At 70.2% G+C, this 22,673-nt stretch carries 18 protein-coding genes and 1 CRISPR repeat array; of the genes, 16 read left to right on the top strand and 2 right to left on the bottom strand.

Annotated features, from left to right (window positions below):
• Positions 1 to 608 precede the first annotated feature (608 nt).
• From AC0VYP_RS07835 to AC0VYP_RS07845, 3 genes are all read left to right on the top strand, one after another.
• The gene (locus AC0VYP_RS07835; protein ID WP_285761055.1) at positions 609 to 2,018 is read left to right on the top strand and encodes a family 2B encapsulin nanocompartment shell protein; all 1,410 of its coding nucleotides are present in this window, start codon (positions 609 to 611) and stop codon (positions 2,016 to 2,018) included.
• Between the two features lie 139 nt (positions 2,019 to 2,157).
• On the top strand, positions 2,158 to 3,552 hold the full coding sequence (locus AC0VYP_RS07840; RefSeq protein WP_475474190.1) for a family 2B encapsulin nanocompartment shell protein: 1,395 nt from the start codon (positions 2,158 to 2,160) through the stop codon (positions 3,550 to 3,552).
• A 30-nt stretch (positions 3,553 to 3,582) separates the two neighbouring features.
• Complete coding sequence (locus tag AC0VYP_RS07845; protein WP_475473225.1) at positions 3,583 to 4,623, top strand: family 2 encapsulin nanocompartment cargo protein polyprenyl transferase; 1,041 nt, start codon at positions 3,583 to 3,585, stop codon at positions 4,621 to 4,623.
• 6 nt (positions 4,624 to 4,629) lie between these two features.
• Here AC0VYP_RS07845 and recD2 read toward each other — a convergent pair whose 3' ends face one another.
• Positions 4,630 to 6,855 (bottom strand): SF1B family DNA helicase RecD2, encoded by a 2,226-nt coding sequence (gene recD2 / locus AC0VYP_RS07850; protein WP_475473227.1) that lies wholly within the window; start codon positions 6,853 to 6,855, stop codon positions 4,630 to 4,632.
• A 183-nt stretch (positions 6,856 to 7,038) separates the two neighbouring features.
• On the opposite strand from recD2, the gene AC0VYP_RS07855 reads away from it, so the two are divergent.
• Positions 7,039 to 8,592 (top strand): amidohydrolase, encoded by a 1,554-nt coding sequence (locus tag AC0VYP_RS07855; RefSeq protein ID WP_475473228.1) that lies wholly within the window; start codon positions 7,039 to 7,041, stop codon positions 8,590 to 8,592.
• A gap of 172 nt (positions 8,593 to 8,764) precedes the next feature.
• A complete protein-coding gene (locus AC0VYP_RS07860; protein ID WP_475474192.1) occupies positions 8,765 to 9,151 on the top strand; it encodes an RNA-binding S4 domain-containing protein in 387 nt (128 codons plus the stop codon).
• Positions 9,152 to 9,199: 48 nt separating this feature from the next.
• Here the strand turns inward: AC0VYP_RS07860 and AC0VYP_RS07865 are convergent, their stop codons facing one another.
• Positions 9,200 to 9,706: a MarR family winged helix-turn-helix transcriptional regulator gene (locus AC0VYP_RS07865; protein ID WP_285761059.1), complete on the bottom strand. Its 507-nt coding sequence runs from the start codon at positions 9,704 to 9,706 to the stop codon at positions 9,200 to 9,202.
• Positions 9,707 to 9,899: 193 nt separating this feature from the next.
• Here AC0VYP_RS07865 and AC0VYP_RS07870 point away from each other — a divergent pair, with 193 nt between their 5' ends.
• From AC0VYP_RS07870 to AC0VYP_RS07920, 11 genes are all read left to right on the top strand, one after another.
• The gene (locus tag AC0VYP_RS07870) at positions 9,900 to 10,808 is read left to right on the top strand and encodes an STAS domain-containing protein (RefSeq protein WP_285761060.1); all 909 of its coding nucleotides are present in this window, start codon (positions 9,900 to 9,902) and stop codon (positions 10,806 to 10,808) included.
• A 30-nt stretch (positions 10,809 to 10,838) separates the two neighbouring features.
• Entirely contained in the window at positions 10,839 to 11,279 is a 441-nt protein-coding gene (locus AC0VYP_RS07875; RefSeq protein ID WP_285761061.1) for an STAS domain-containing protein, read from the top strand.
• Complete coding sequence (locus tag AC0VYP_RS07880; protein WP_475473229.1) at positions 11,276 to 11,716, top strand: ATP-binding protein; 441 nt, start codon at positions 11,276 to 11,278, stop codon at positions 11,714 to 11,716. The genes AC0VYP_RS07875 and AC0VYP_RS07880 overlap by 4 nt, the downstream gene beginning before the upstream one ends.
• Entirely contained in the window at positions 11,713 to 12,804 is a 1,092-nt protein-coding gene (locus tag AC0VYP_RS07885; protein ID WP_475473231.1) for a SpoIIE family protein phosphatase, read from the top strand. Before AC0VYP_RS07880 ends, AC0VYP_RS07885 begins: the two co-directional genes overlap by 4 nt.
• Complete coding sequence (locus AC0VYP_RS07890; RefSeq protein ID WP_475473233.1) at positions 12,801 to 14,648, top strand: PP2C family protein-serine/threonine phosphatase; 1,848 nt, start codon at positions 12,801 to 12,803, stop codon at positions 14,646 to 14,648. The genes AC0VYP_RS07885 and AC0VYP_RS07890 overlap by 4 nt, the downstream gene beginning before the upstream one ends.
• A 113-nt stretch (positions 14,649 to 14,761) precedes the next feature.
• Entirely contained in the window at positions 14,762 to 14,917 is a 156-nt protein-coding gene (locus AC0VYP_RS07895) for a hypothetical protein (protein WP_285761065.1), read from the top strand.
• 213 nt (positions 14,918 to 15,130) lie between these two features.
• A CRISPR array of direct repeats spans positions 15,131 to 15,708; the repeat unit is 29 nt; unit sequence GTGCTCCCCGCGCACGCGGGGATGGTCCC.
• Between the two features lie 252 nt (positions 15,709 to 15,960).
• The gene (locus tag AC0VYP_RS07900) at positions 15,961 to 17,052 is read left to right on the top strand and encodes a VIT1/CCC1 transporter family protein (protein WP_475473234.1); all 1,092 of its coding nucleotides are present in this window, start codon (positions 15,961 to 15,963) and stop codon (positions 17,050 to 17,052) included.
• Between the two features lie 383 nt (positions 17,053 to 17,435).
• Complete coding sequence (locus AC0VYP_RS07905) at positions 17,436 to 17,810, top strand: STAS domain-containing protein (protein ID WP_475473236.1); 375 nt, start codon at positions 17,436 to 17,438, stop codon at positions 17,808 to 17,810.
• 256 nt (positions 17,811 to 18,066) lie between these two features.
• Positions 18,067 to 19,788, top strand: a complete 1,722-nt coding sequence (locus tag AC0VYP_RS07910; protein ID WP_475473238.1) for an ATP-binding cassette domain-containing protein — start codon at positions 18,067 to 18,069, stop codon at positions 19,786 to 19,788.
• A complete protein-coding gene (locus AC0VYP_RS07915) occupies positions 19,785 to 21,620 on the top strand; it encodes an ABC transporter ATP-binding protein (protein WP_475473240.1) in 1,836 nt (611 codons plus the stop codon). The genes AC0VYP_RS07910 and AC0VYP_RS07915 overlap by 4 nt, the downstream gene beginning before the upstream one ends.
• A 667-nt stretch (positions 21,621 to 22,287) precedes the next feature.
• Positions 22,288 to 22,554, top strand: coding sequence for a hypothetical protein (locus AC0VYP_RS07920; protein ID WP_475473242.1), 267 nt, complete (start codon positions 22,288 to 22,290; stop codon positions 22,552 to 22,554).
• Positions 22,555 to 22,673 lie beyond the last annotated feature (119 nt).

Raw genomic sequence — 22,673 nt, forward strand, 5'->3', positions numbered from 1 at the left:
AGGGCCTGCAGCTGGTTGGGCCGGTGTCAACGACGCCACACGTGAGCACTCTCCGTACCTGATTGATTGCTTTTCGGAGTGTAGTGCTGCTCGGGATGGTGGATCCGGGAGTTGGGAGAAGTCGGTGGGCTGGGTTTCGCGGGTGTGCGCCGCAGGGCCGGCGGGGCGCGGTCGGCCCTGCCGGCGGCGGGGGGTAAGGCTGTTTTCGGGTGGGTTTTTCCGTGATTTCGGTTGGACTCGGCGGCGGCTGATCCTTCGCCTGTTCGGGGCGGCCGAAACCGGGTTTCACGATTATTTTGCGGAGTTTCGACTGCTTTATCGGTATTAAAAGACACCGGTGGGAGGCGTGATCGAATTCGCTTTCCCTGTGCGGTGACGGGGTTTCGGTTCAAGAGGATTTCTTTCTCCGACTTCGCGCTTGGTCGGCGGGTAATATCGCTCCAGCTGCGTTCGGTGGGCTTTTGGTAGACGAATTGATTTCGCCATTGCTGGGTCCAAGTGATTTCCGGTCCCGTAGTGTGCTCGTTGATTCGTACCCTTTTTCCTCGGGTGCGTGGCCGGATGTCCGCTTCTCCCATTAACTTTCTCGTTGATCGGCGGTTCGTTTCGTGACGGAAACTATTGGCACCGGTGCTGCTACGGGTGAGACTCAGCTGAGCCTGGGTACCGCGGCGGCGCGCAATCTGGCCACGACCACCAAGTCGGTGCCCCAGATGCAGGGCATCTCCTCCCGTTGGCTGCTGCGCAAGCTGCCCTGGGTGCAGGCCGCGGGTGGTGCCTACCGGGTGAACCGGCGGTTGAGCTATGCGGTCGGGGACGGTCGGGTGACGTTCACCAGCACCGGTTCGACCGTTCGGGTCATCCCGCAGGAACTGCAAGAACTCGCGCTGTTGCGGGGGTTCGACGACGAGGCCACGCTGAGTGCGCTGGCCGACCGGTTCGAGCAGCGCGAGTTCGCCCCCGGGGACGCGCTTGTCACCTCGGGCGATCCCGCCGAGCAGTTGTTCCTCATCGCGCACGGCAAGATCGGCATGGTCGTGGCCGGCGAGTACGGCAACGACACGGCACTGGGCACGCTCGCCGACGGCGATCACTTCGGCGACCGTGCGCTTGCCGATTCCCCGGGGGACTGGGAGTTCACCGCCAAGGCCCTGACCGCCTGCACCGTTCTGGTCCTGCCCCGCCGGGCCTTCCAGGAGCTGACCGACCAGTCAGAGCAGCTGCGCGAGCACATCAACCAGGTGCAGTCCGCCACCACCCAGCCCAGCAACAACCACGGCGAGGCGGCGATTGATTTGTCGTCGGGGCATGTGGGTGAGCCGGTGTTGCCGGGGACGTTCGTGGATTATGAGTTGGCGCCGCGTGAGTATGAGTTGAGTGTGGCTCAGACGGTGTTGCGGGTGCACAGTCGGGTGGCTGATCTGTACAACCAGCCGATGAACCAGGTGGAGCAGCAGTTGCGGCTGACCATCGAGGCGTTGCGGGAGCGTCAGGAGCACGAGCTGATCAACAGTCGTGACTTCGGGTTGTTGCACAATGCTGATCTGAAGCAGCGGATTCATACGCGTACGGGGCCGCCCACCCCCGACGACCTCGACGAACTGCTTGCGAAGGTGTGGAAGGACCCCGGTTTCTTCCTGGCCCACCCGCGAACCATCGCGGCGTTTGGCCGGGAGTGCACCCGCAGGGGAATCTACCCCCAGAGCATCGACATCAACGGCCACCAGGTCCCGGCCTGGCGCGGCGTGGCGATCCTGCCCTCGAACAAGATCCCGGTCTCCAAGACCCGGACCAGCTCCATTCTCCTGATGCGCACCGGCGAGGCCCAGCAGGGCGTCATCGGCCTGCACCAGACCGGCATCCCCGACGAGTACCAGCCCGGCCTGTCCGTGCGGTTCATGGGGATCAACGACCAGGCGGTCATCTCCTACCTGGTCAGCGCCTACTACTCCGCCGCGGTCCTGGTGCCCGACGCCCTCGCCGTCCTGGAGCACGTGGAGATCGGTCGCGAGGACTGACCCGGACCTTATGGTCCATCGGCCCCGGTCCGCCGGCCCGGCCCCCGGTCGTACATGCCCGGCGGGCCGGGCCGTCCTGCGGTACGGGGCCGCTTCTTCCCAGCACGAACACTGATTGGCGGTAGCAGAAATGACCATCATGGAGTCGCGTCCCAGCGCCGAAGAGGCGAGCGCCCAGCTGAGTCTGGCCACCGGCGCGGCGCGCAAACTGGCCACGACCACCAAGTCGGTGCCCCAGATGCAGGGCATCTCGCCGCGTTGGCTGCTGAACAAGCTGCCCTGGGTGGAGGCCGCGGGTGGTGCCTACCGGGTGAACCGGCGGTTGAGCTATGCGGTCGGGGACGGTCGGGTGACGTTCACCAGCACCGGTTCGACCGTTCGGGTCATCCCGCAGGAACTCTGCGAGCTGCCGCTGTTGCGCGGGTTCGACGACGTCGCCGCGCTGAGTGCGCTGGCCGACCGGTTCGAGCAGCGCGAGTTCGCTGCCGACGAGGTGATCGTGCGCTCGGGGGAGGACCTCGACCGGGTGTTCCTCATCGCGCACGGCAAGGTCGGTAAGACCGGCCTGGGCGAGTACGGCAACGACACGGCACTGGGCACGCTCGCAGACGGTGACTACTTCGGCCACCAGGCCCTGGCCGGGGACGCCGGCACGTTCGACTTCACCGCCAAGGCGGTCACCCCCTGCACCGTTCTGGTCCTCCCCGCCCGGGAGCTGGGCCAGGTCGCCGACCGGGTCGAATCGCTGCGCGAGTACCTGGACCGGGTTGACCGCGGAGACTCCCAGCCGCAGAACAAGTACGGCGAGGCGGCGATTGATTTGTCGTCGGGGCATGTGGGTGAGCCGGTGTTGCCGGGGACGTTCGTGGATTATGAGTTGGCGCCGCGTGAGTATGAGTTGAGTGTGGCTCAGACGGTGTTGCGGGTGCACAGTCGGGTGGCTGATCTGTACAACCAGCCGATGAACCAGGTGGAGCAGCAGTTGCGGCTGACCATCGAGGCGTTGCGGGAGCGTCAGGAGCACGAGCTGATCAACAGTCGTGACTTCGGGTTGTTGCACAATGCTGATCTGAAGCAGCGGATTCATACGCGTACGGGGCCGCCCACCCCCGACGACCTCGACGAACTGCTGTCGCGTCGCCGTAAGTCCGAGTTCTTCCTGGCCCACCCCGAAACCATCGCGGCGTTTGGCCGGGAGTGCAGCAAACGCGGGATCTATCCCGGCTCCGAGCGGGTGGAGGGCCACGCCGTCACCACGTGGCGCGGCGTTCCGCTGCTGCCCTGCGACAAGATCCCGATCTCCGACACCCGGACCAGTTCCATCCTGGTCATGCGCACCGGCGTTGACGACCAGGGGGTCGTGGGCCTGCACCAGACCGGCATCCCCGACGAGTACGAGCCCGGCCTGAACGTGCGGTTCATGGGGATCAACGACCAGGCGGTCATCTCCTACCTGGTCAGCACCTACTATTCCGCCGCGGTCCTGGTGCCCGACGCCCTCGGCGTCCTCGAACACGTTGAAATCGGACACTGAGTTCCGCGGAAGCAAGGGGGGAAGGGCCACATGACCTCAACGGGGGAACTGATCGAGGGCAGGCCGGCCCGTGAAGTGTTGGCGTGGAGCCGCGCCGTTGTGGAGCCCGCCCTGCGGGCCACCGCCGACGGGCTGCCCGAGTCGATGCGACACATCGCCGGTTACCACTTCGGTTGGTGGGACGAGAAGGGGAGCCCGAGCGCGACCAGCGGGGGCAAGGCGATCCGGCCGGCGCTGGCCGTGCTGTCGGCCCAGGCGGTCGGAGGGACCGCGCAGGACGCGTTGCCCGCGGCTGTGGCCGTGCAGTTGGTACACGACTTCTCGCTGCTGCACGACGATGTGATGGACGGCGACGTTTCCCGCCGCCACCGGCCCACGGCCTGGACGGTGTTCGGGCGGGGGCCGGCGATCCTGGCGGGGGACGCGCTGGTCACGGTCGCCTTCGACGTCCTCGCCGCCAGCGGTCACCCTGCGGCGGCCTCGGGGATGCGCATGCTCAGCAAGACGGTCCTGGGCCTGGTCGAGGGACAGAGCGCCGATGTGTCCTTCGAGGAGCGCACCGATGTGGGCCTCCCCGAGTGCGTGCGCATGGTGGAGGGCAAGACCGGCACGTTGCTGGGCTGTTCGTGTGCCTTGGGGGCGGCGTACGGGGGTGGAACCCCCGAGCAGGTCGAGGCGCTGGGCGATTTCGGACGTAATGTGGGGATCGCGTTCCAGCTCGTGGACGACCTCCTCGGTATCTGGGGCGACCCCGACATCACCGGTAAGCCCGTCTACTCCGATCTGCGCAACCGCAAGAAGTCCCTGCCGGTCGTGGCCGCATTGGACTCTCCGACCCCCGAGGCCGAGGAGTTGGCGGCGCTCTACTACCGGGCGGAGCCGCTCACCGACAGCGAGTTGGTGCACGCCGCACGGTTGGTTGACGGCGCGGGAGGGCGGTCCTGGAGCCAGCAGCGGGCCGATGAGCTGCTGGACCAGTCACTGCTGCGGTTGGAGGCCGAGTTGCCGGCCTCCCAGGCCGTCGCGGAGTTGAGTGCTCTCGCGCGGCTGGCGGTGCGCCGCGACCACTGAGGACTGTCAGCGCGGGGGGCGTTGGTCGGCCAGGCGGTGGCCCAGCGCGGTGTGGCGGCGGCCGGCGCCGGCGTTGCGCACCGCCTGGGCGATCGCCTTGCGGGCACCCACCAGGACGACGAGTTTCTTGGCGCGGGTGATGGCGGTGTAGAGAAGGTTGCGTTGCAACATCATCCACGCGCTCATGGTCACCGGGACCACCACGCAGGGGTATTCGCTGCCTTGGGAGCGGTGCACGGTCAGCGCGTAGGCGTGGGTGAGTTCGTCGAGTTCGCTGAACTCGTAGCCGATCTCCTCGTTCTCGTCGGTGCGCACGGTCATCGTCTGCTCGTCGTTGTCGATGGCGATGACGTTGCCCAGGGTTCCGTTGAAGACGCCGTTGGCGCCCTTGTCGTAGTTGTTGCGGATCTGGGTGACCTTGTCGCCCACGCGGAAGGTGCGCCCGCCGAAGCGCCGTTCGGGCAGTCCTTCGCGCCCGGGGGTGAGGGCGTTCTGCAACAGGGTGTTGAGGTTGCCGGCTCCGGCGGGGCCGCGATGCATCGGGGCCAGTACCTGGACGTCGCGCCGCGGGTCGAGGCCGAACTTCGCGGGGATGCGGTTGGCGACCACGTCCACGGTGATGTCGGCTGCGGCGTCGGTGTCGTCGCAGCCGAACAGGAAGAAGTCGTCCATCCCGTCCAGCAGGATGGGCTCACCGGTGTTGACACGGTGGGCGTTGACCACCACGCCCGAGCGCGCTGCCTGGCGAAAGACCTGGGTGAGGCGGACGTTGGGGACGGGGGAGCCCGCGCTCAGCAGGTCGCGCAGGACCTGGCCGGCTCCCACCGAGGGCAGCTGGTCCACGTCGCCGACCAGGAGCAGGTGGGCGCCGGGGGCGACTGCCTTGGCGAGTTTGTTGGCCAGGAGCAGGTCCAGCATGGAGGCCTCGTCCACTACCAACAGGTCGCAGTCCAGGGGGCGGTCGCGGTCGTAGGAGGCGTCGCCGCCGGGTTTGAGTTCCAGGAGCCGGTGCACGGTGGCGGCCTCGTGCCCGGTGAGTTCGGTGAGGCGCTTGGCGGCACGTCCGGTCGGCGCGGCCAGGACGATCTTGGCCCCTTTGGCGGCGGCCAGGGTGATGATCGAGGCCACGGTGAAGGACTTGCCGCAGCCGGGGCCGCCGGTGAGTACCGCGACCTTCGAGGTGAGGGCGAGACGGACGGCTTTTTCCTGTTCGGGGGCGAGTTCTGTTCCGGTGCGCTCCTTCAACCACCCCAGGGCGCGGTCCCAGTCAACGTCGTGGAAGGCGCCCATCCGGTCGGTTTCGGCGCCCAGCAGGGTACGGAGCTGGCCGGCAAGGGAGATCTCGGCGCGGTGGAAGGGCACCAGGTACACCCCCGCCACGGCCCCGTTGTCGCCGTCGGGCAGTTTCTCGCGGACCACTCCCTCTTCGGCCACGAGTTCGGCGAGGCAGTCGATGACCAGTGCCGAGTCCACCTGCAAGATCTTGACCGCGTCGGAGATCAGTTTCTCTTCGGGGAGGTAGCAGTGGCCGCTGCTGGTGGATTCGGACAGGGTGAACTGGATGCCGGCCTTGACCCGTTGGGGGCTGTCGTGGGGGATGCCCACCGCGCGGGCGATGGTGTCGGCGGTCTTGAAGCCGATGCCCCATACGTCGGCGGCCAGCGAGTAGGGCTCCTCCCTGACCACGCGGATGGAGGCGTCCCCGTGCTTCTTGTAGATCTTCACCGCCAGGGAGGTGGAGACGTCGATGCCCTGGAGAAAGACCATGACTTCTTTGATGGCCTTCTGTTCTTCCCACGCCTCGGCGATGATCTTGGTCCGTTTGGGGCCGAGCTTGGGGACCTCGATGAGGCGTTCGGGGGAGTGCTCGATGACGTCGAGGGCGTCGGCGCCGAAGTGGCCGACGATGTGTTCGGCCAGGCGTGGCCCCACGCCTTTGACGAGTCCGGAACCGAGGTAGCGCTGAATGCCCTGCACGGTGGCGGGCAGGACGGTGGTGTAGTTCTCCACCTGGAACTGCTTGCCGTACTGGGGGTGGGACCCCCAGCGGCCTTCCATGCGCAGGGACTCGCCGGGGTGGGCGCCCAGGAGCGCGCCGACCACTGTGACCAGGTCGCCGCCGCGTCCGGGGTCCACGCGGGCCACGGTGTAGCCGGTGTCCTCGTTGGCATAGGTGATGCGTTCCAGCACCGCTTCCAGGACCGAGAAGCGAAACGGTTCGCCCGAAGCCACCGCCCAACACCTCCTGCGCGGGTCGTCAATAGGGCCGGCTCGACGCTATCCGACCGTCGAGACAGCGGGGAGCGGAAAATAGGGTTCTGCCGTCTTTCCCCGCTGTGCTGTTGCCACCATCATGTGGGAGGGCCCTGATGCGAGCCGTGGTCGGGTCGTGGTTCCCGCACGATGGGGCCCGGGGTGCCGACAGTCGTGACCTTCGACCGTGAGGACTGCACCGTGCCCGATTCCGCCATTGATCCCCGCGACCCGCAACGCTCAGCGCCGCACACCCTGTTGCGCGACGTGCGCTTGGGCAGCGGCGGCCCCACGGTCGATGTGCGTTCGGCGGGCGGGAGAGTCGTGGAGGTGATGGCTCCGGGCGCACCCGAGGACGGTGCCCGGGTGCTGCGGTGTGCGGGAGGCACCCTGCTGCCGGGGCTGGTGGACGCGCACGTGCACGCCGTGCAATGGGCGGGGGCCCGGCGGAAGGTGTCGTTGGCGGCGGCCGACTCCGCGCAGGCAGCGGTCAACTTGCTGGCCGCCGAGCTGGAGCGTCGCCCCGTGCCGGCGGGCGAGCTGGTCCAGGGGTACGACTTCCGCGACGGGTTGTGGCCCGATCTTTTGCACAAGGACCTGCTGGAGCGGGCCCTGCCGGGCCGCGCGGTCACCCTGTTCAGCAGTGACCTGCACACGTGCTGGCTCAGCCCGGCCGCGCTCGACCTCATCGGCCGCGACCATCCCACGGGGGTCTTCGTCGAGGGCGAGTGCATGGCGGTCACCGCGGCCCTGCCCGCTGAACCGGTCGCGTTGCGCGACCGCTGGGTGATGGAGGCGATGGAGGCCGCTGCGGCGCGCGGGGTCACCGGGGTCACCGATTTCGAGTTCGCCGACACGGTCGAGGACTGGACCCGGCGCCTCCGGACGGCCCCGCCGACGGTGCGGGTCGCCTGCTCCATCGCGCGGCCCCTGCTCGACGCGGCGATCGGGCGTGGACTGCGCACGGGGCAGCCCGTGCCCGAGGGGCACGGCGTGCTGACGGTCGGCCCGCTCAAGCTGTTCGTGGACGGCTCGCTCAACACCCGTACGGCGCTGTGCCACGAGCCCTACCCGGGGGCGGACGCCGGCTCCGGGCGTTTGGAACTGGAACCCGAGGAGCTCGTGGCATTGATGGAGCGGGCCTGGGCGCACGGCGTGGAGCCGGCGGTGCACGCCATCGGAGATCGCGCGGCGACAGTGGCTCTGGACGCCTTCGCCGAGGTGGGCTGTCCGGGCAGGGTGGAGCACGCCCAGTTGGTGCGCGCCGAGGACCTGCACCGGTTCGCGGCGCTGGGCGTCGTGGTCGGGGTGCAGCCCGCGCACGCCCCCGACGACCGCGACGTCGCCGAGCGCTACTGGCCGGACCGTCTGGAGCGGGCCTACCGCTACGCCGACCTGCTGGCGGCGGGTGCCCGCCTGGAGATCGGTTCCGACGCTCCCGTGGCGCCCTTGGACCCCTGGGACGGGATCGCCTCGGCGGTGGCCCGGACCGATGACGAGCGGCCGCCCTGGCACGCTGAACAGGCGATCCCGGTGGGGGCGGCGCTGGCCGCCGCGAGCGAGGGCCGCACCGGGATTGCGGTGGGGGACCGGGCCGATCTGATGGTCACCGCGCTGGATCCGGCGGAGGTCGCGCCCCAGGACCTGCGTGAACTGCCCGTTGTCGCGACGCTGCTCGCCGGTCGCCCCACCCATGTGGCCGACGCGCTGCGTTGAGCGGTGGTGGGGCGCCCGGGGCGGCCCCCGTGCGGGCGGATGGGTATTACAGTGCGGACGGGGACGGCCGGGAGCCATGAGCCGTTCAGTGTCAACGGACAGGACATGCACCGTGAAGGACCAGGGAGAGAACCCCGCTGGAGCGGGCGGCGCCGAGGGGCGGACCGCACCGGTGCGGCCGTTGCCACCGGGGCCGTCCACCGCCCGGGTCAACCGTTGGCTGTGGGCGGTTCGTCTCACCAAGACCCGCGCCGATGCGGCGCAGGCGTGCCGGGCGGGCCACGTCCGGGTCAACGACCGCCCGGCCAAGCCCGCCACGGCGGTGCGCGTGGGCGACGACGTCCGGATCCACCTCAACGCCAGGACCCGCATCGTGGAGGTCGGCCACGTGATCGAGAAGCGGGTGGGTGCGCCCGATGCCGTGCGCTGCTACGTTGACAACACCCCGGTCCTGCCCCCGGAGGCCACGATCCCGGTGGCCAGACGGGACCGGGGGGCGGGCCGTCCCACCAAGCGCGATCGCCGACAGCTCGACCGGCTGCGCGTCGAGGAGCCCTGACCGGTCCGCGCCGCTGTGGTGGTGCGGACCGGTCGTTTCGGCGTGCGTTCAGGCGAGCGGTTCTTCCACTGGGGAGAGGTCACCGGCGGCGAGTCCCGCGGGGTGCTGTTCCCGGAGCGGATCGACCTCGGAGGAGGGCGCGGGCAGGGCGATCCGGGGCAGCAGGCCGGCCAAGACGCTGCGGTCCGCGGCCGGGATGAGGTTCCATGCCTGTTCCAGCCGCCGACGCCGGTAGCCGTGGATGGAGGTCAGCAGGGTGCGGCCCGCCGGCGTCAGGAAGACGATCACTCTCCGTCCAGCGGGGCGCCGTTCGAGCAGCCCGTGGCGTTCCAGCCGGTCGCACAGCCGGGTGGCCGAGGACGGCGGGAGGCCCAGGACCTCGGCCAGGGAGGACAGGTTGGTGTCGGACCGCTCCAGCGCGGTCAGGACGCGCATCTGCTGTTCGGAGATGCTCGGTGCTACTTGTTCACGTGTCGTGCGCCACAGTCCGATCAGTGTCTCGGCGATCTGTTCGAGCGCGGTGATCGTTTCCGTCGGCGTGGGTTGCCTGTCCACTGTCGCACCCTCTCTGTCGAAGGCAAGCGGGAGGGCATGGACGCCGTGGTTTCCGCTGAGCGGCGACGAATGTCTCGTCTGGCGCCATGCCCGCTAACATTTGCTGCGCGGCAACTATTCTGGGTCGATCGTGCCCGGCCGAGTGAGGCCGGAGCCGCGGATCTACTATCGCAACAGACGAGGAGGCATGTGAATGTCGGAGCCCGACGCGACGACGCAGCGCTCAGCGGCACAGTCCGTGGCTGATGTCCTGCTGCGGCGCCGTGAGCAGGTGGCACAACGGTGGGCGGAGCTCCCGCTGTTTCGTACCGTGTTCACGGTCACCCGTGACGAGGCGGTGGAAGCGGGACAGTCCGTCGTGGACGCGTTGGCCGTGGTCGCGTCGTCCGGACGTCCCGGCGACCTGGAGGCGTCGGGTTTCGATCCGGTCCGTGTCCAGATCGGGCGGATGTCGGCTTCGCGCTCGCGTGCGGGCGTGTCCGTGGGCCAGGTGGCCGCCGAGGTCGCGGCGCTCAAGGACGCCGTCGTGGACCTGCTGAAGGCGGAGTTGGAGCAGGAGCCCGCTGAGATCCGGCACGAGGCCGTGCTCTTCGCCTCGGAGCTGCTTGCCACCCTGCGGCTGGTGACGCTGGAGACCATGCTCGACGACGGCCAGGAGATCATCGTGCGCCAACGCCAGCAACTGCTGGAGGGCGCCACCCCGGTGATCAAGCTCTGGGAGGGCATCGTGGCGGTGCCGCTGATCGGCACGCTGGACAGCGCCCGCAGCCAGGTGGTCATGGAGAGCCTGCTGGAGGCGATCGTCGCCCAGCAGGCCAAGGTCGTGATCCTGGACATCACCGGTGTCTCCACGGTGGACACCCTGGTGGCCCAGCACCTGATGAAGACGGTCGCCTCGGCGCGGTTGATGGGGGCCGAGTGCATCGTCTCCGGAATCCGTCCCGCGATCGCCCAGACCATCGTCCAGCTCGGTATCGACCTCGGGTCGGTCATCACCCGATCGTCCCTCGCCGACGCGCTCGCGATGGCACTGCACCGGATCGGTCTTCGCGTGCACTCGGCACCCGATTCTCCACCTGTCGCAGGTCCGGCCGCCCTCTGAGTCAACGATCCTAAGGAGGGGCGCACCCCCGTGTCCCAGATCCCGGTCATCCCCCTCGGGGACGTCCTTTTCGTCAGCATCCAAGGAGAACTCTACGACGCCGTCGCCCTCAGCCTGCAGGACGATGTCACCAACGCGATCCAGGCCCACAACGCACGCGGCGTGATCATCGACATCTCCGCGCTGGACATGGTGGACTCCTTCCTCGGCAGGGTGCTGGCCGAGATCGCCGGCTGCTCGCGACTGCTGGGCGCGGACACGGTGGTCACGGGAATGCGTCCGGCCGTGGCCATCACCCTGGTCGAGCTCGGCCTGACCCTGCCGGAACTGCGGACCGCGCGCACGGTCGAGGACGCGGCCTTGATGCTGGGCGTGTGGGTGTCCTCCAGGACCTCGCGTGCGGCCCCCGTGGCCGTTCGACAGGACGAGCCGGAGGCCATGGACGGCGGCAGTGGAACGGACGGCCCATGAGCACGCCGGTGGACGAGACGGTGCGGCTGCGGATCGGTTCCGACGCCGACCTCTCCGCGGTGCGCCTCCAGGTCCGCGCCAAGGCGCAGGCGGCCGGGTTCGGCCTGGTGCAGCAGACCAAACTGGTGACCGCCGCCAGCGAGCTGGCTCGCAACACCCTCGTCCACGGCGGGGGAGGAGAGATGGAGATGAGCGAGGTCGCCCAGGCGGGCGTGCACGGCATCAAGTTGGCCTTCACCGATTCCGGGCCGGGGATCGCCGACGTCGAACAAGCGCTCGCCGACGGTTACACCAGCGGGAACGGGTTGGGCATGGGGTTGGGCGGAGCGCGTCGCCTCGTCCACCACTTCGACATCGACACCCGCTCGCAGGGCACCACCGTCACGATCGTGTCGTGGGCCACCACGCCGGTTGACCCGCAGGCAGTGTTGCGGTGACACGTGTCTGGGACGTGCCCGTGCACGACGCGACGCGGGTCAGGGACGCGCGGGTCGCCGTCGAGGAGGCGGCGGAGCTGGTGGGCCTGGGGGAGCGGCGCAGCGCCTCCGCGGCCCTGGTCGCCACCGAGCTCGCCACCAATCTCCTCAAGCACGGCGGCGGCGGACGGATGCTGATCGAACTGGCGCCCCATCCGGCGGCCGACCGCGACCGCGGCGCCGAGGCACCGGAGGCGGCCGTACAGATCCTGGCCATCGACCACGGCGACGGCATCCCCAGTCTCGCGGACGCAATGCAGGACGGTTTCTCCAGCACCGACTCCCTGGGAGCGGGGCTGGGGACCTGCCGGCGGACCTCCGACGTGTTCGACATCCACAGCGCCCGTGGCCGGGGCACCGTTGTGCTGGCACGGATCGCGCGCCCCGTTCCCGAGTACCTGTCGGTCGAGCCGCCCGCCCCGATCCTCGGGCGCATCGGCGGCGTGCACGTGCCTGTGGCGGGGATGCAGGAGTCCGGGGACGCCTGGACCTGCTGGTCCTCTCCGGGGCGCCGCACCCTGATGGTCGTCAACGGGCTGGGGCACGGCCCCGAGGCAGCCGAGGCGGGCGACGCGGCGGTCCGACGTTTCCACCGGTCGCCCGACCTGCCGTTGGAGGCGCTGCTGCGGGAGATCGACACCGCGCTGCACGGCACCCGGGGAGCGGCCATCGCCATCGCCCGGATCGATCCGTGGGCGGGACGCCTCGACTACGCCGGTATCGGCAACATCGCCGCGCGCCTGCGTACGGGGGGGCAGTGGCAGCACCTGCTGTCCAAGCCGGGTATCGTCGGCGCGCACCGGACGGTGGCCGCACCCCCGGCCCGCCACCCCTGGACCGCAGATGGCCTGCTGGTCATGCACAGCGACGGGTTACCCAACCGGTGGCAGTACAGCGGTGACGCCGACGGGGAACTGCACCGCCACGATCCCGCGCTGATCTCCGCGGTGCTGCTGCGCGACGCCAGCAGTCCGGCCAGTACCAACCGCGACGACACCACCATCGCCATCGCCACCGCTGATGGGGACCCGTGGCAGGAACGATCATGAACGACACCTTGCTTTCCCGCACCATCGCCACCATCGACGATGCCGTGATGGCGCGGGCCGCGGCCGGAGCCATCACGGTGGCGGCCGACCTCGACCCGGTCGAGCGCCTGGCCTTCCTGGCGGAGCTCTCGCGCAATCTGCGCCTCGTACTGATCGCGGAGGGCGATCACCACCTCCTCATCGGCACGGTGCCCGACCCCACCCCGCGTCTGCGGGCCGCGTTGCACCCGCCCGCGGACGCGGCCGACGAGGTGGCCGCGGCGGTCTGGGAGGCCGAGGCGGGACTGGGCGCGGAGGCCACCGCCGACCGGTTGGTCGAGGCGGCGGCCGGGGCCGAGGGCGGGACGGACCCCGAACGGGTCCGGGACGAGGCCGTGCAGGCGCTGTTGGACGGCGACGAGGACGCCGGTACGGTCGTGGAGCTGTTGCGCGAGGAACGCGCGCTCGTGGAGTGGCACCGCGACGAGATCGAGCACACCAACCGCGGCGTCCTGGCCCTGCACGCCGAACTCGACGCCGCCAGCCAGGCCCAGCGCCGACTGCTGGAGGCCGAGCACGCCGCGCGCACCACCGCCGAGACCGCGCGCAACCGGCTCAACTTCCTCTCCAGCGCCAGTGTCGCGCTGGCCGTCTCGCTGAATCACGAGGAGGTCCTGCGCCGCCTCACCCAACTGCTCGTGCCTGAGCGCGCCAGGGCGGCGCGGGTGTGGCTGCTGGACACGCGCCAGGGGCTGAGCCGGGCCATCTCCGCCGAAGGGGTCAGCGAACCCGGCGATGAGGACCGCCACCCTGCCGAGGCGGCGGTGCGCACCAGGCGCGTTCAGCACGTCGGTCCACGACCGACCGGCATCGAGGGCCTTGAGGACATCGTTGTCTCTGAGGACGAACCGCCGATGCTGGCCGTTCCGCTGATCGCGCGCGACACCGTCCTGGGCGTCCTCACGCTGACCGCCCCCGGCGACACCGTCACCCCCGACGAGGCGGTCATGCTGGTCGAACTGTCCCGCCGGGCCGCGATCTCCGCCGACAACGCCCTGCGCTACGAGCGCGAGCGCGACATCGCCGAAACGCTCCAGCGCGCGATGCTCACCGATCTCCCCGCTCGTGCCGACCTCCGGCTGGCGGCCCGGTACCTGCCCGCCACCAGCGGGATGAACGTGGGCGGCGACTGGTACGACGTCTTCCTGCAACCCGACGACAGCCTGATCGGCGTCATCGGCGACGTCACCGGGCACGGCATCCAGGCCGCGGTCATGATGGGCCAACTGCGCAACGCGTTGCGCGCCTACGCCATCGAGGGGCACGGTCCGGGCGGTCTGCTCACCCGGCTGCACAACCTGCTGCGCCATCTGGAACCGGACCTGTTCGCCAGTGCGATCATCGCCAGGATCCAGCCGGGAAACCCCACGGTCTCCTGGTCCAGTGCGGGGCATCTCCCGCCGTTGCTACGCGACCCCGACGGCCGGGTGCACGTTCTCCAGCCCCGCCTGGGCGCCATGCTCGGGCTGCCCATCGACCAGACCATCGAGGACCACGAACTCACCCTCGCCCCCGGCTCCACCCTCCTGCTCTACACCGACGGCCTCGTCGAGCGCCGCGCCAACGGTGTCGACCCCGGGATCGACCAGCTCGCCGAGGTCTTCGGTCGCCTGGGGCCGGTCCTGGAGCACGACCCCGACACCGCCGCCGATCTCATCCTCGAAGAGATGCTGCGCGACTACCCGGGGGAGGACGATGTGTGCCTGCTGCTCTGCCACGCGGACGGCGCGGTGTCCGGGACCGAGGGAACCAGTCGCCTCTCCGGTGTGGCCGGCACCACGGTGGTGATGTCCCAGACGGGCTGAACCGGCCACGAAGAACCGGGCGGTCGGCTCCCGTCCACCGCGCCCGGGGAACGGGGACCGCCCTTGTCGAGCAGGCACCTCCGGTGTTGCGGGGGAGGGGCGGTGCCGCCTCGATGCTCGCCGCCGCAGAGACGCGAAGAGCCGGCCCCGATGACGGCCCCTCGGTGGGCGGCACGATGCGCGGCGAAACCGCTGGGTGGCGGATGCGCCCCGGGGCGACCCCGGGACTGTCGGTGTTGCCCGACGTCCGCGCCGTGCCCTGCGAGTGATGCGTGTGCGGCGACGCAAGCCGCGGGAGGACTATCCCGGCTCTGCCCGACGGGATTGATCTCCGGAACAGACCGTTTCCGGTGCCTCGCTCCGATGAACCTGTGTGGTTACTTCCTTCGCGTGAGGAAAGGGGTTTTTCATGTCGGATGTTCTTTTCTCGACAAGTGAATGAAACGAGGGTTACCCACTGGTAGAGTCCCTGGTCATTAAGGGTGCTCCCCGCGCACGCGGGGATGGTCCCACCGACGACCTCTCTGCCGTCTACGGGGGCACGTGCTCCCCGCGCACGCGGGGATGGTCCGCGCACTTCCGCCCCTTGCGCGCCGATCCCCATGTGCTCCCCGCGCACGCGGGGATGGTCCCGTAACTCGCCTCCGGGTTGACTTTTTCGATGAGTGCTCCCCGCGCACGCGGGGATGGTCCCAGTCCAACGCCGCTATCACAGCGCTAAGCGCGGTGCTCCCCGCGCACGCGGGGATGGTCCTCGCGAATTACGTTGCCCCCGCGCGCGGCGACGGTGCTCCCCGCGCACGCGGGGATGGTCCTGTCGGTTCGGTTTCTGTCCCACTTACCTGGACGTGCTCCCCGCGCACGCGGGGATGGTCCGACCACACCGGAGGACTTGTAGGCGCCGTGGACGTGCTCCCCGCACACGCGGGGATGGTCCCTGCCACTTGCCGTCGGTGTCCTTGCCCATCCGGTGATCCCCGCGCACGCGGGGATGGTCCGGCAGCGGGCCATTCCCGGCCCCACGTGATCAAGTGCTCCCCGCGCACGCGGGGACGGACCGAGCGTGTCTATGTTCGTCACCGTTGTACGCATCGCCCGAGCACTGGACGTCCCGGTGCGGGGGTGTTGTGGAACGAGGAGGACAGCGGCTCCGACGAGGAGCACACCCGCAGCCCACCCGGCAGCGGGACCATGCCGGGATGGGGGCTTACAAGAACGTCCCGACCAAAGACGTTCGTTCCGGCTGTTCGGCGTGCTCCTGGGCAGTACCGGGGTGTGCGCAGCCGCCGGTCCGAGCGAAGGGACGTCCACCATGTCCGATGAGGGTTCCGGCGCGACCCCGCAGCCGCCGCCCGCGACACTGCGCAAGTGGCGTCGCCTGCTTGCCAACGAGCGCGAGGCCGCTCGTGGATACCGCGAACTGGCATCGCGCCGTACCGGTGAGGAGCGCGACATCCTGCTGGGGCTGGCCGCGGCCGAGCAGCGCCACGTCGCCCACTGGGAGGGCCTGCTGGGCGAGCATGTCGGACCGCCGCGTCGCGGCAGCCCCCAGACCCGGGTGCTCACCTTCCTCGCCCGCCATTTCGGCTGGGTCTTCGTGCTCGCACTCATGCAGCAGGCGGAGGCGCGCCCCCTTTACGAAGGCGACGCCGACGCGCCCGCCGCCATGGCGGCCGACGAGCGCATCCACGGTGAGGTCGTGCGCGGGTTGGCCGCGCGCGGGCGCACACGGATGTCGGGGACGCTTCGTGCCGCGGTCTTCGGCGCCAACGACGGCCTGGTCAGCAATATCTCGCTGGTGCTGGGGGTCATCGGTGGGGGAGCGAGCCCCCAGACCGTGCTGCTGACCGGGATGTCGGGGCTGCTGGCCGGGGCGCTGTCCATGGCCGCGGGGGAGTTCATCTCGGTGAATTCTCAGCGTGAACTGCTGGCGGCCTCCGACCCCGACGGTCGGGCGCGGGAGTCGGTGATTCACCTCGACGTTGACGCCAACGAACTCGCGCTGGTGTATCGGGCCCGGGGGATGTCCGCCGACGAGGCACATGCCCACGCCGATGCCGTGCTGCGGCAGGGCGCGTCCGCCCCCGCGTCCGCCGAACCGGTCCGCGAACGGGGCACCGACGCCGTGGGAAGCGGCCTGGGCGCCGCGGCGTCCAGTTTCGCGTTCTTCGCCACCGGTGCGCTCATCCCGGTCCTGCCGTTCCTGTTCGGGGCGGGCGGGGTGACCGCTGTGGTCGTCGCCGGCGTGCTCACCGGCTCCGCGTTGATGCTGACCGGAGGGGTGGTGGGGGTGCTCTCGGGGGCGCCGCCGTTGTGGCGGGCGCTGCGCCAACTGGTGATCGGCGCGGCCGCCGCGACCGCCACCTACCTGCTCGGGCTGGCGTTCGGCGCCGTGACCGGGTGAGGGAGGAACAGGACAGGGGCGCAGCACTCAGCCGCCCCGGCCGGGGGCGCCTGCCGACACGGCACCGTGGGGACCGCTAGCGAGGGGAGGCCGGCCAAGCCGAACAGTGAACCCGGTCCGCCCGGACCGGGCCGAACCCGTAGGCGGCGAACATCACCACCCCCGCTCCCTCCGAGCCCAGGCCCGCGAACGAGGTCACGGGCGCCCGCGCCTCCTCGCCCGCGACCTCTTGCCGACGCGATCGACCGCGCCTGCCGTCGGGCCGGTTGGCGCGGGTTCGTGAGGGTGGACTCACCGGGAGTGCCGGGGCGGTGCCCGAAACAGTGGGCATACCGGAGATGATGGATTTTTCCGCTGTCTTTCCCGTCTGCGAGGCTTTTCCCATGAGACCGCCCTACGACCTGCCCCCGCTGCCGGTGTTGACCGTTCAGGGATGCAGCGTGGTCACCCTGCCAGCGGACATCGACATGCTGGTGCGCGACCACATCACCGCCACCCTGCACCAGGTGCTCCAGGAGGGGCCCGCCGCGATGGTCATCGACATGACCGCCACGTCCTTCTGCGACTCCGCCGGGATCTCGGTGTTCATGAGCGCCTACCGGCGTGCCCGCGAGGCCGACGTGGGCCTGCACCTGGCCATCGCCAACCCCCGGGTGCGCAGGGTCTTCCACCTCGCCGGGATCGACCTCGTCACAGCCATCCACGCCACTCTCGACGAGGCGGTTCACGCCGCACGTACCGCCTCGGGCCGGCCCTGAGCGTTCTTCCGGGGGCGGCCCGGCCGCCCGAACCGGCGCTTCGCGCCCCTCGTCGAGCAGGTCGAGCAGGTCGCGCAGGTATCGACGAGCCTTCCGCCCGCCACGGCATTCGATACCTTCACTCAAGGCACCCCCGCCGATAAATTAGGGTAGCCTAACTTTGTTTTGAGTGTCAGGAGTTTCATGACCGAGTCGCAGGCGCCCGCTGCCACCGGTGCGGCCCCGGCCCGCCCCCCGAAACACGAGACCCGCCCCCATGTCGGTTGACGCCCGGCCCCCCGGGGGCGGTGGCCGCCTGCTGCGCCGTGCGCTGGCCAGGAACCGCGGCCGTCTGGCCGTCGGTGTCACCGGCGCCTCCGGTCACCAGGCCGCAGAAGCGATGGTGCCGGTTGCGATCGGCCTGATCATCGACCGCGCCGTCGCCACCGGTGACCTTTTCGCACTCGCCCTCTCCCTGGTCGGTCTGGTGGTCCTGTTCACCTTCCTGACCATGGCCTGGCGCTTCGGAGCCCGCTCGCTGGTCGCCGCCATCCAGCGCGAGGCCCACCTGCTGCGGGTCGAGGCCGCGGGCCGCATGGTCGACCCCCGAAGGCAGCAGACCGGGAAGCTCTCCGGCGAACTCCTCAGCATCGCCACCTCCGACGCCGACCGGATGTCCCGGCTGCTGCACTTCGTACCGGCCTTCGTCTCCGGTCTGGTCGCCCTTGCCGTCGCCGCGGTTGCGCTGCTGCGCATCGACACCGCCCTGGGGCTCGCCGTACTCGTGGGGGTTCCTCTTCTGGTCGTGGCCGTGCAGCTCCTGGGGCCGCTGCTCACCCGGAGGGCCGCCCTCCAACAGGCGGCCACCGCCGAGACCACGGCGCTGGCCACCGACCTGATTCGCGGAATCTCCGCACTGCGCGGGATCGGGGCCGAGCACAACGCAGCCCTGCGCTACCGCGACTCCAGCGGTGCCGCCCTGCGCAGCACCCTGCGGGCAGCCGCCCCCACCGGCGCCTACCACGGCGCAACCATCGCGGGCGGCGGTCTGCTCCTCGCGGGGGTCGCCGCACTCGCGGGATGGGCGGCCCTACAGGGCCGGATCAGCATCGGAGAGCTGGTGGCCGTCGTCGGCCTGGCCCAGTTCATCACCGAGCCGGTACGCGAACTCGGTCTGTGCGGCCAGGGGATCGCCCTGTGTCGCGCCTCGGCGCGTCGGCTGGCGATGGTGTTCGACGCCGGTTTCCGGCTCGCCCCCGGGGAGCTCGACGTCAAAGGCACGGGCCGAGTGGAACTGCGCGGGGTGCACTACCGGTCGCTGCGCGGGATCGACCTGGAGTTGCAGCCGGGGGAGATGCTCGGTGTGGTCAGTTACGACCCTGCCGACGCCCAGGCACTGGCGGCGTTGCTGGCCGGTCGGGTCCCGCCCCGGGAACGTGAAGGCGAGATCCTCTTCGACGGGGTCCCGCTGGAGCGGATCTCCCTGGACGCGGCCCGCCGCGCCGTCCTCGTGGAACCGCACGAGGTTGACCTCTTCGAGGGGTCACTGCGCTCCAACGTGCTGGTCGGGGCTCCCGAGAGCACAGAGGACGCCCTCGATTCGGCGCTGCGCGCCTCCGCCGGGAACGAGGCCGTCAGTGCCCATCCCGACGGCCTCGACCACCGGATCACCGACCGCGGCACGGTCCTCTCGGGTGGCCAGCGCCAACGGTTGGGCCTTGCCCGAGCGTTGGTCGCCCGCCCGTCGGTGCTGGTGCTCGACGAGCCCACGACGGCGGTCAACGCCATGACCGAGGAAAGCATCGCCGAAGGGCTGCGGCTGGCCCGGCACGGTGCCGAGGCCGACGCGGTCTACGGAACGATCGTACTGACCAGCAGCCCCGCGCTCCTGGCCCGCGCCGATCGGGTGCTGGTGGTCGCGGGGGGAGCCGTCGTTGGTGAAGGCACGCACGCCGAACTCGCCGGCGATCCCGACTACCGAAAGGCGGTGCTGCGATGACGGTCAACACGCAACGACCACGGGAGGCGGCAGCACCGGCTGCGCACCGGCTGCTTCCGATCGCCTCGGCGCGGGAGACACTGGCCCTCGTCCTGGCCGAGCTGGGGCAGGCCAGGAGCGGCGCGCTGGCGGCCCTGTCGCTGTCCGTGGCCGCCAACGCCTGCCTGTTGGTCGCCCCCTGGGTCCTGGGCCTCCTGGTCAACGCCGTGACCCAGGGAACGACGGGTGCCCAGGTCGCGTCCTTCGCCGTGATCATCGCCGTGGCCGCCGTTGTGGGCGGTGTGCTCACCTCGGTGGCGTTCACCCTGGTCGCGCGCACGGGGGAGACCGTCCTGGCCCGGCTCCGGGAGCGGGTGGTCGAACGTACCCTTCGGTTGCCGGCCCCCACCCTCGCCCGGTTGAGCGCGGGCGACCTGCTCTCCCGGGTCGGGGACGACGTCTCCGTGGTCAGCGAGACCGTGCGGGAGAAGGTCCCGTTCATCCTGTCCGCGCTGATCACGGTGGTACTCACCATGGGCGGTCTGTTCGCCCTGGACTGGCGTCTGGGGCTGGCCGGCATGTGCTCGCTGCCCGTCTACGTGTGGTCCCTGCGCTGGTACCTGCCGCGTTCTGCCCCGCTCTACGCCCAGGAGCGCGCTGCCATGGGCGAGCGGGCCCAGGCGCTGGTGGGATCGCTGCACGGAGTGGAGACGGTGCACGCCTACCGGTTGCACGACCGACGCCTGAGACTGGTGAACGAGCGCTCCACCGCGGCGATGAACACGACCGTCCGGGTGTTCAGGCTCTTCACCCGGTTCGCCGGTGGAATGAACATGGCCGAGTGCGTCGGTCTGGCGGCCATCGTCACGGTGGGGTTCTGGCTGGTCGGCGCCGACCTGGTGACGGTGGGGGCGACCACCGCGGCCGCGCTCTACTTCCACCGCCTCTTCGGGCCGCTGGGCGCGATCATGCTCACCTTCAACGACGTGCAGTCGGCGGGGGTCAGCCTGGCCCGGATGGCCGGGGTGGCGCTACTGCCCGAGCCGGAGGCCCCGGCCGACCCCGTACGGCCGGGCGACGCCGGCGTCGAGATCCGTGGAGTCGCCCACCGCTACGACGACGGCCCGGTCGTGCTCGACGGGGTCACGTTGCACATCGCCCCCGGTGAGCGGGTGGCCCTCGTCGGAAGCAGCGGTGCCGGAAAGACCACCCTGGCTTCCGTGGTCGTGGGGCTCATCGCCCCGACCGAGGGAACGGTACTGCTGGGCGGGGTACCCGTCGAGCGGCTCCACCCCGATGTCATGCGGCGGCACCTGGCGCTGATCAGCCAGGAGTCGCACGTGTTCGCCGGAACGTTCGCCGACAACGTCCGGCTGGCGGCACCGGAGGCCACCGAAACGCAGGTGCTCGAAGCGTTGGACACGGTCGGGGCCCGCGACTGGGCGCTCGCGTTGCCCGACGGTGTGGCCACCGTGGTCGGGGAGAGCGGACTGCGGTTGACGGCACACCAGGCGCAGCACCTCGCGCTGGCGCGCCTGGTACTCGCCGACCCCGCCGTGGCGGTGCTGGACGAGGCCAGTGCGGAGGCCGGGAGCGCGGGTGCCCGCGATCTCGAACGTGCTGCCACAGCCGCCACCCGGGGACGAACGACCCTGGTGGTCGCCCACCGGCTTCCCCAGGCGGTGGAGGCCGACCGGATCGTGGTGCTCGAAGGAGGACGGATCGTCGAGGTCGGCCCGCACGCCGAACTGGTGGCCCGTGGCGGCCGTTACGCCGCGTTGTGGAGGGCCTGGCAGGACGGCGGCCGTGACGCCAACGATCCCGACGAGCGGCTGTCGGCCGCCGACGTCTGAGGCGGGGCGCCCGGAACCGGAGGCGGGAACCGCGTGCGGTCCCGGCCCCGTCCGGTCCGTCGGCGCGAGGACCGGACGAATTCCCGCGCGTCCGCGACCGGCGCCCGGGGCCCTTCCCCCGGCTGCGTCGTCGGGGGAACGTCGTGGGTCCGTTGACCGTCGAAGCGGGCCCGGACGGGGCGGTGCGGCCGGCGCTGCACGGAGGGGGCCCGGGTGCGGTTCCGGGGTGCACGGGCAGCCCGGAACCGATCGGTCTGGTGCGGTCTGTCCGCGGTTGGGCCGCCCGGGGCTCTTGCCCGTGGGCGAGGCGCGGGCGGTCCACTGGTCGCGGCATTGCCTGCGCTTCACCTTTGGGCCCGGCACGGTCCGGGACAGGGGAAGCGAGAAGGGAAGCCCAGCAGCGGATCAGGCGCGATCGCGCAAAAGTCCTGTTCGTCGCCGTGCATTTGATGGCGGGGTTGACCAACGGCACCCCAACGACGGCAATTATTACTTTCGGTCGCTCAGCGGGTTTGCAGGGTTAGCGTCCGCCTCTGAGGGTCATGGGACCTATTAGCCATTCATTCACCGGTGATCGTCTTCGGGTCGCTTCGGCAGAGCTGGGGGTCCGGGAGGCGTAGAACGCAATGGCAGACAGTTACACCGCCAGAGAAAGGAAGTATCAGCAATGAGCCGCAAGACTCTGGCCCGCATCGCCTTCACCGCTGTCGCTGTCCCGGCGCTGGCCTTTGGAGCTCCGGCGCTGGCCCTGGCCGACAGCTACTACAACGCGAACTACACCTCGGCAGGGTACGACGGGGCGTTCTCCGGGAGCGTGAGCTCCTACGCCAACAGTGGCTACTACTACGGTCACGGCTACTACGGCAACGGCTACTACGGCAACGGTTACTACGGTGGCGGTTACTACGGTGGCGGTTACGACTACTGGTACTAAACGCACGAGCCTGAGGCCGAGGCCGCGACCCTTCGGGGGCCGCGGTCTCCCCTGTGTCCCGGGTGCTGCGCCATGGGCGCCGCCCGGTTTCCAGATCGCCCCCGTTTCCCCTTCCTGCC

This window comes from Nocardiopsis sp. iso_186, assembly GCF_056173365.1.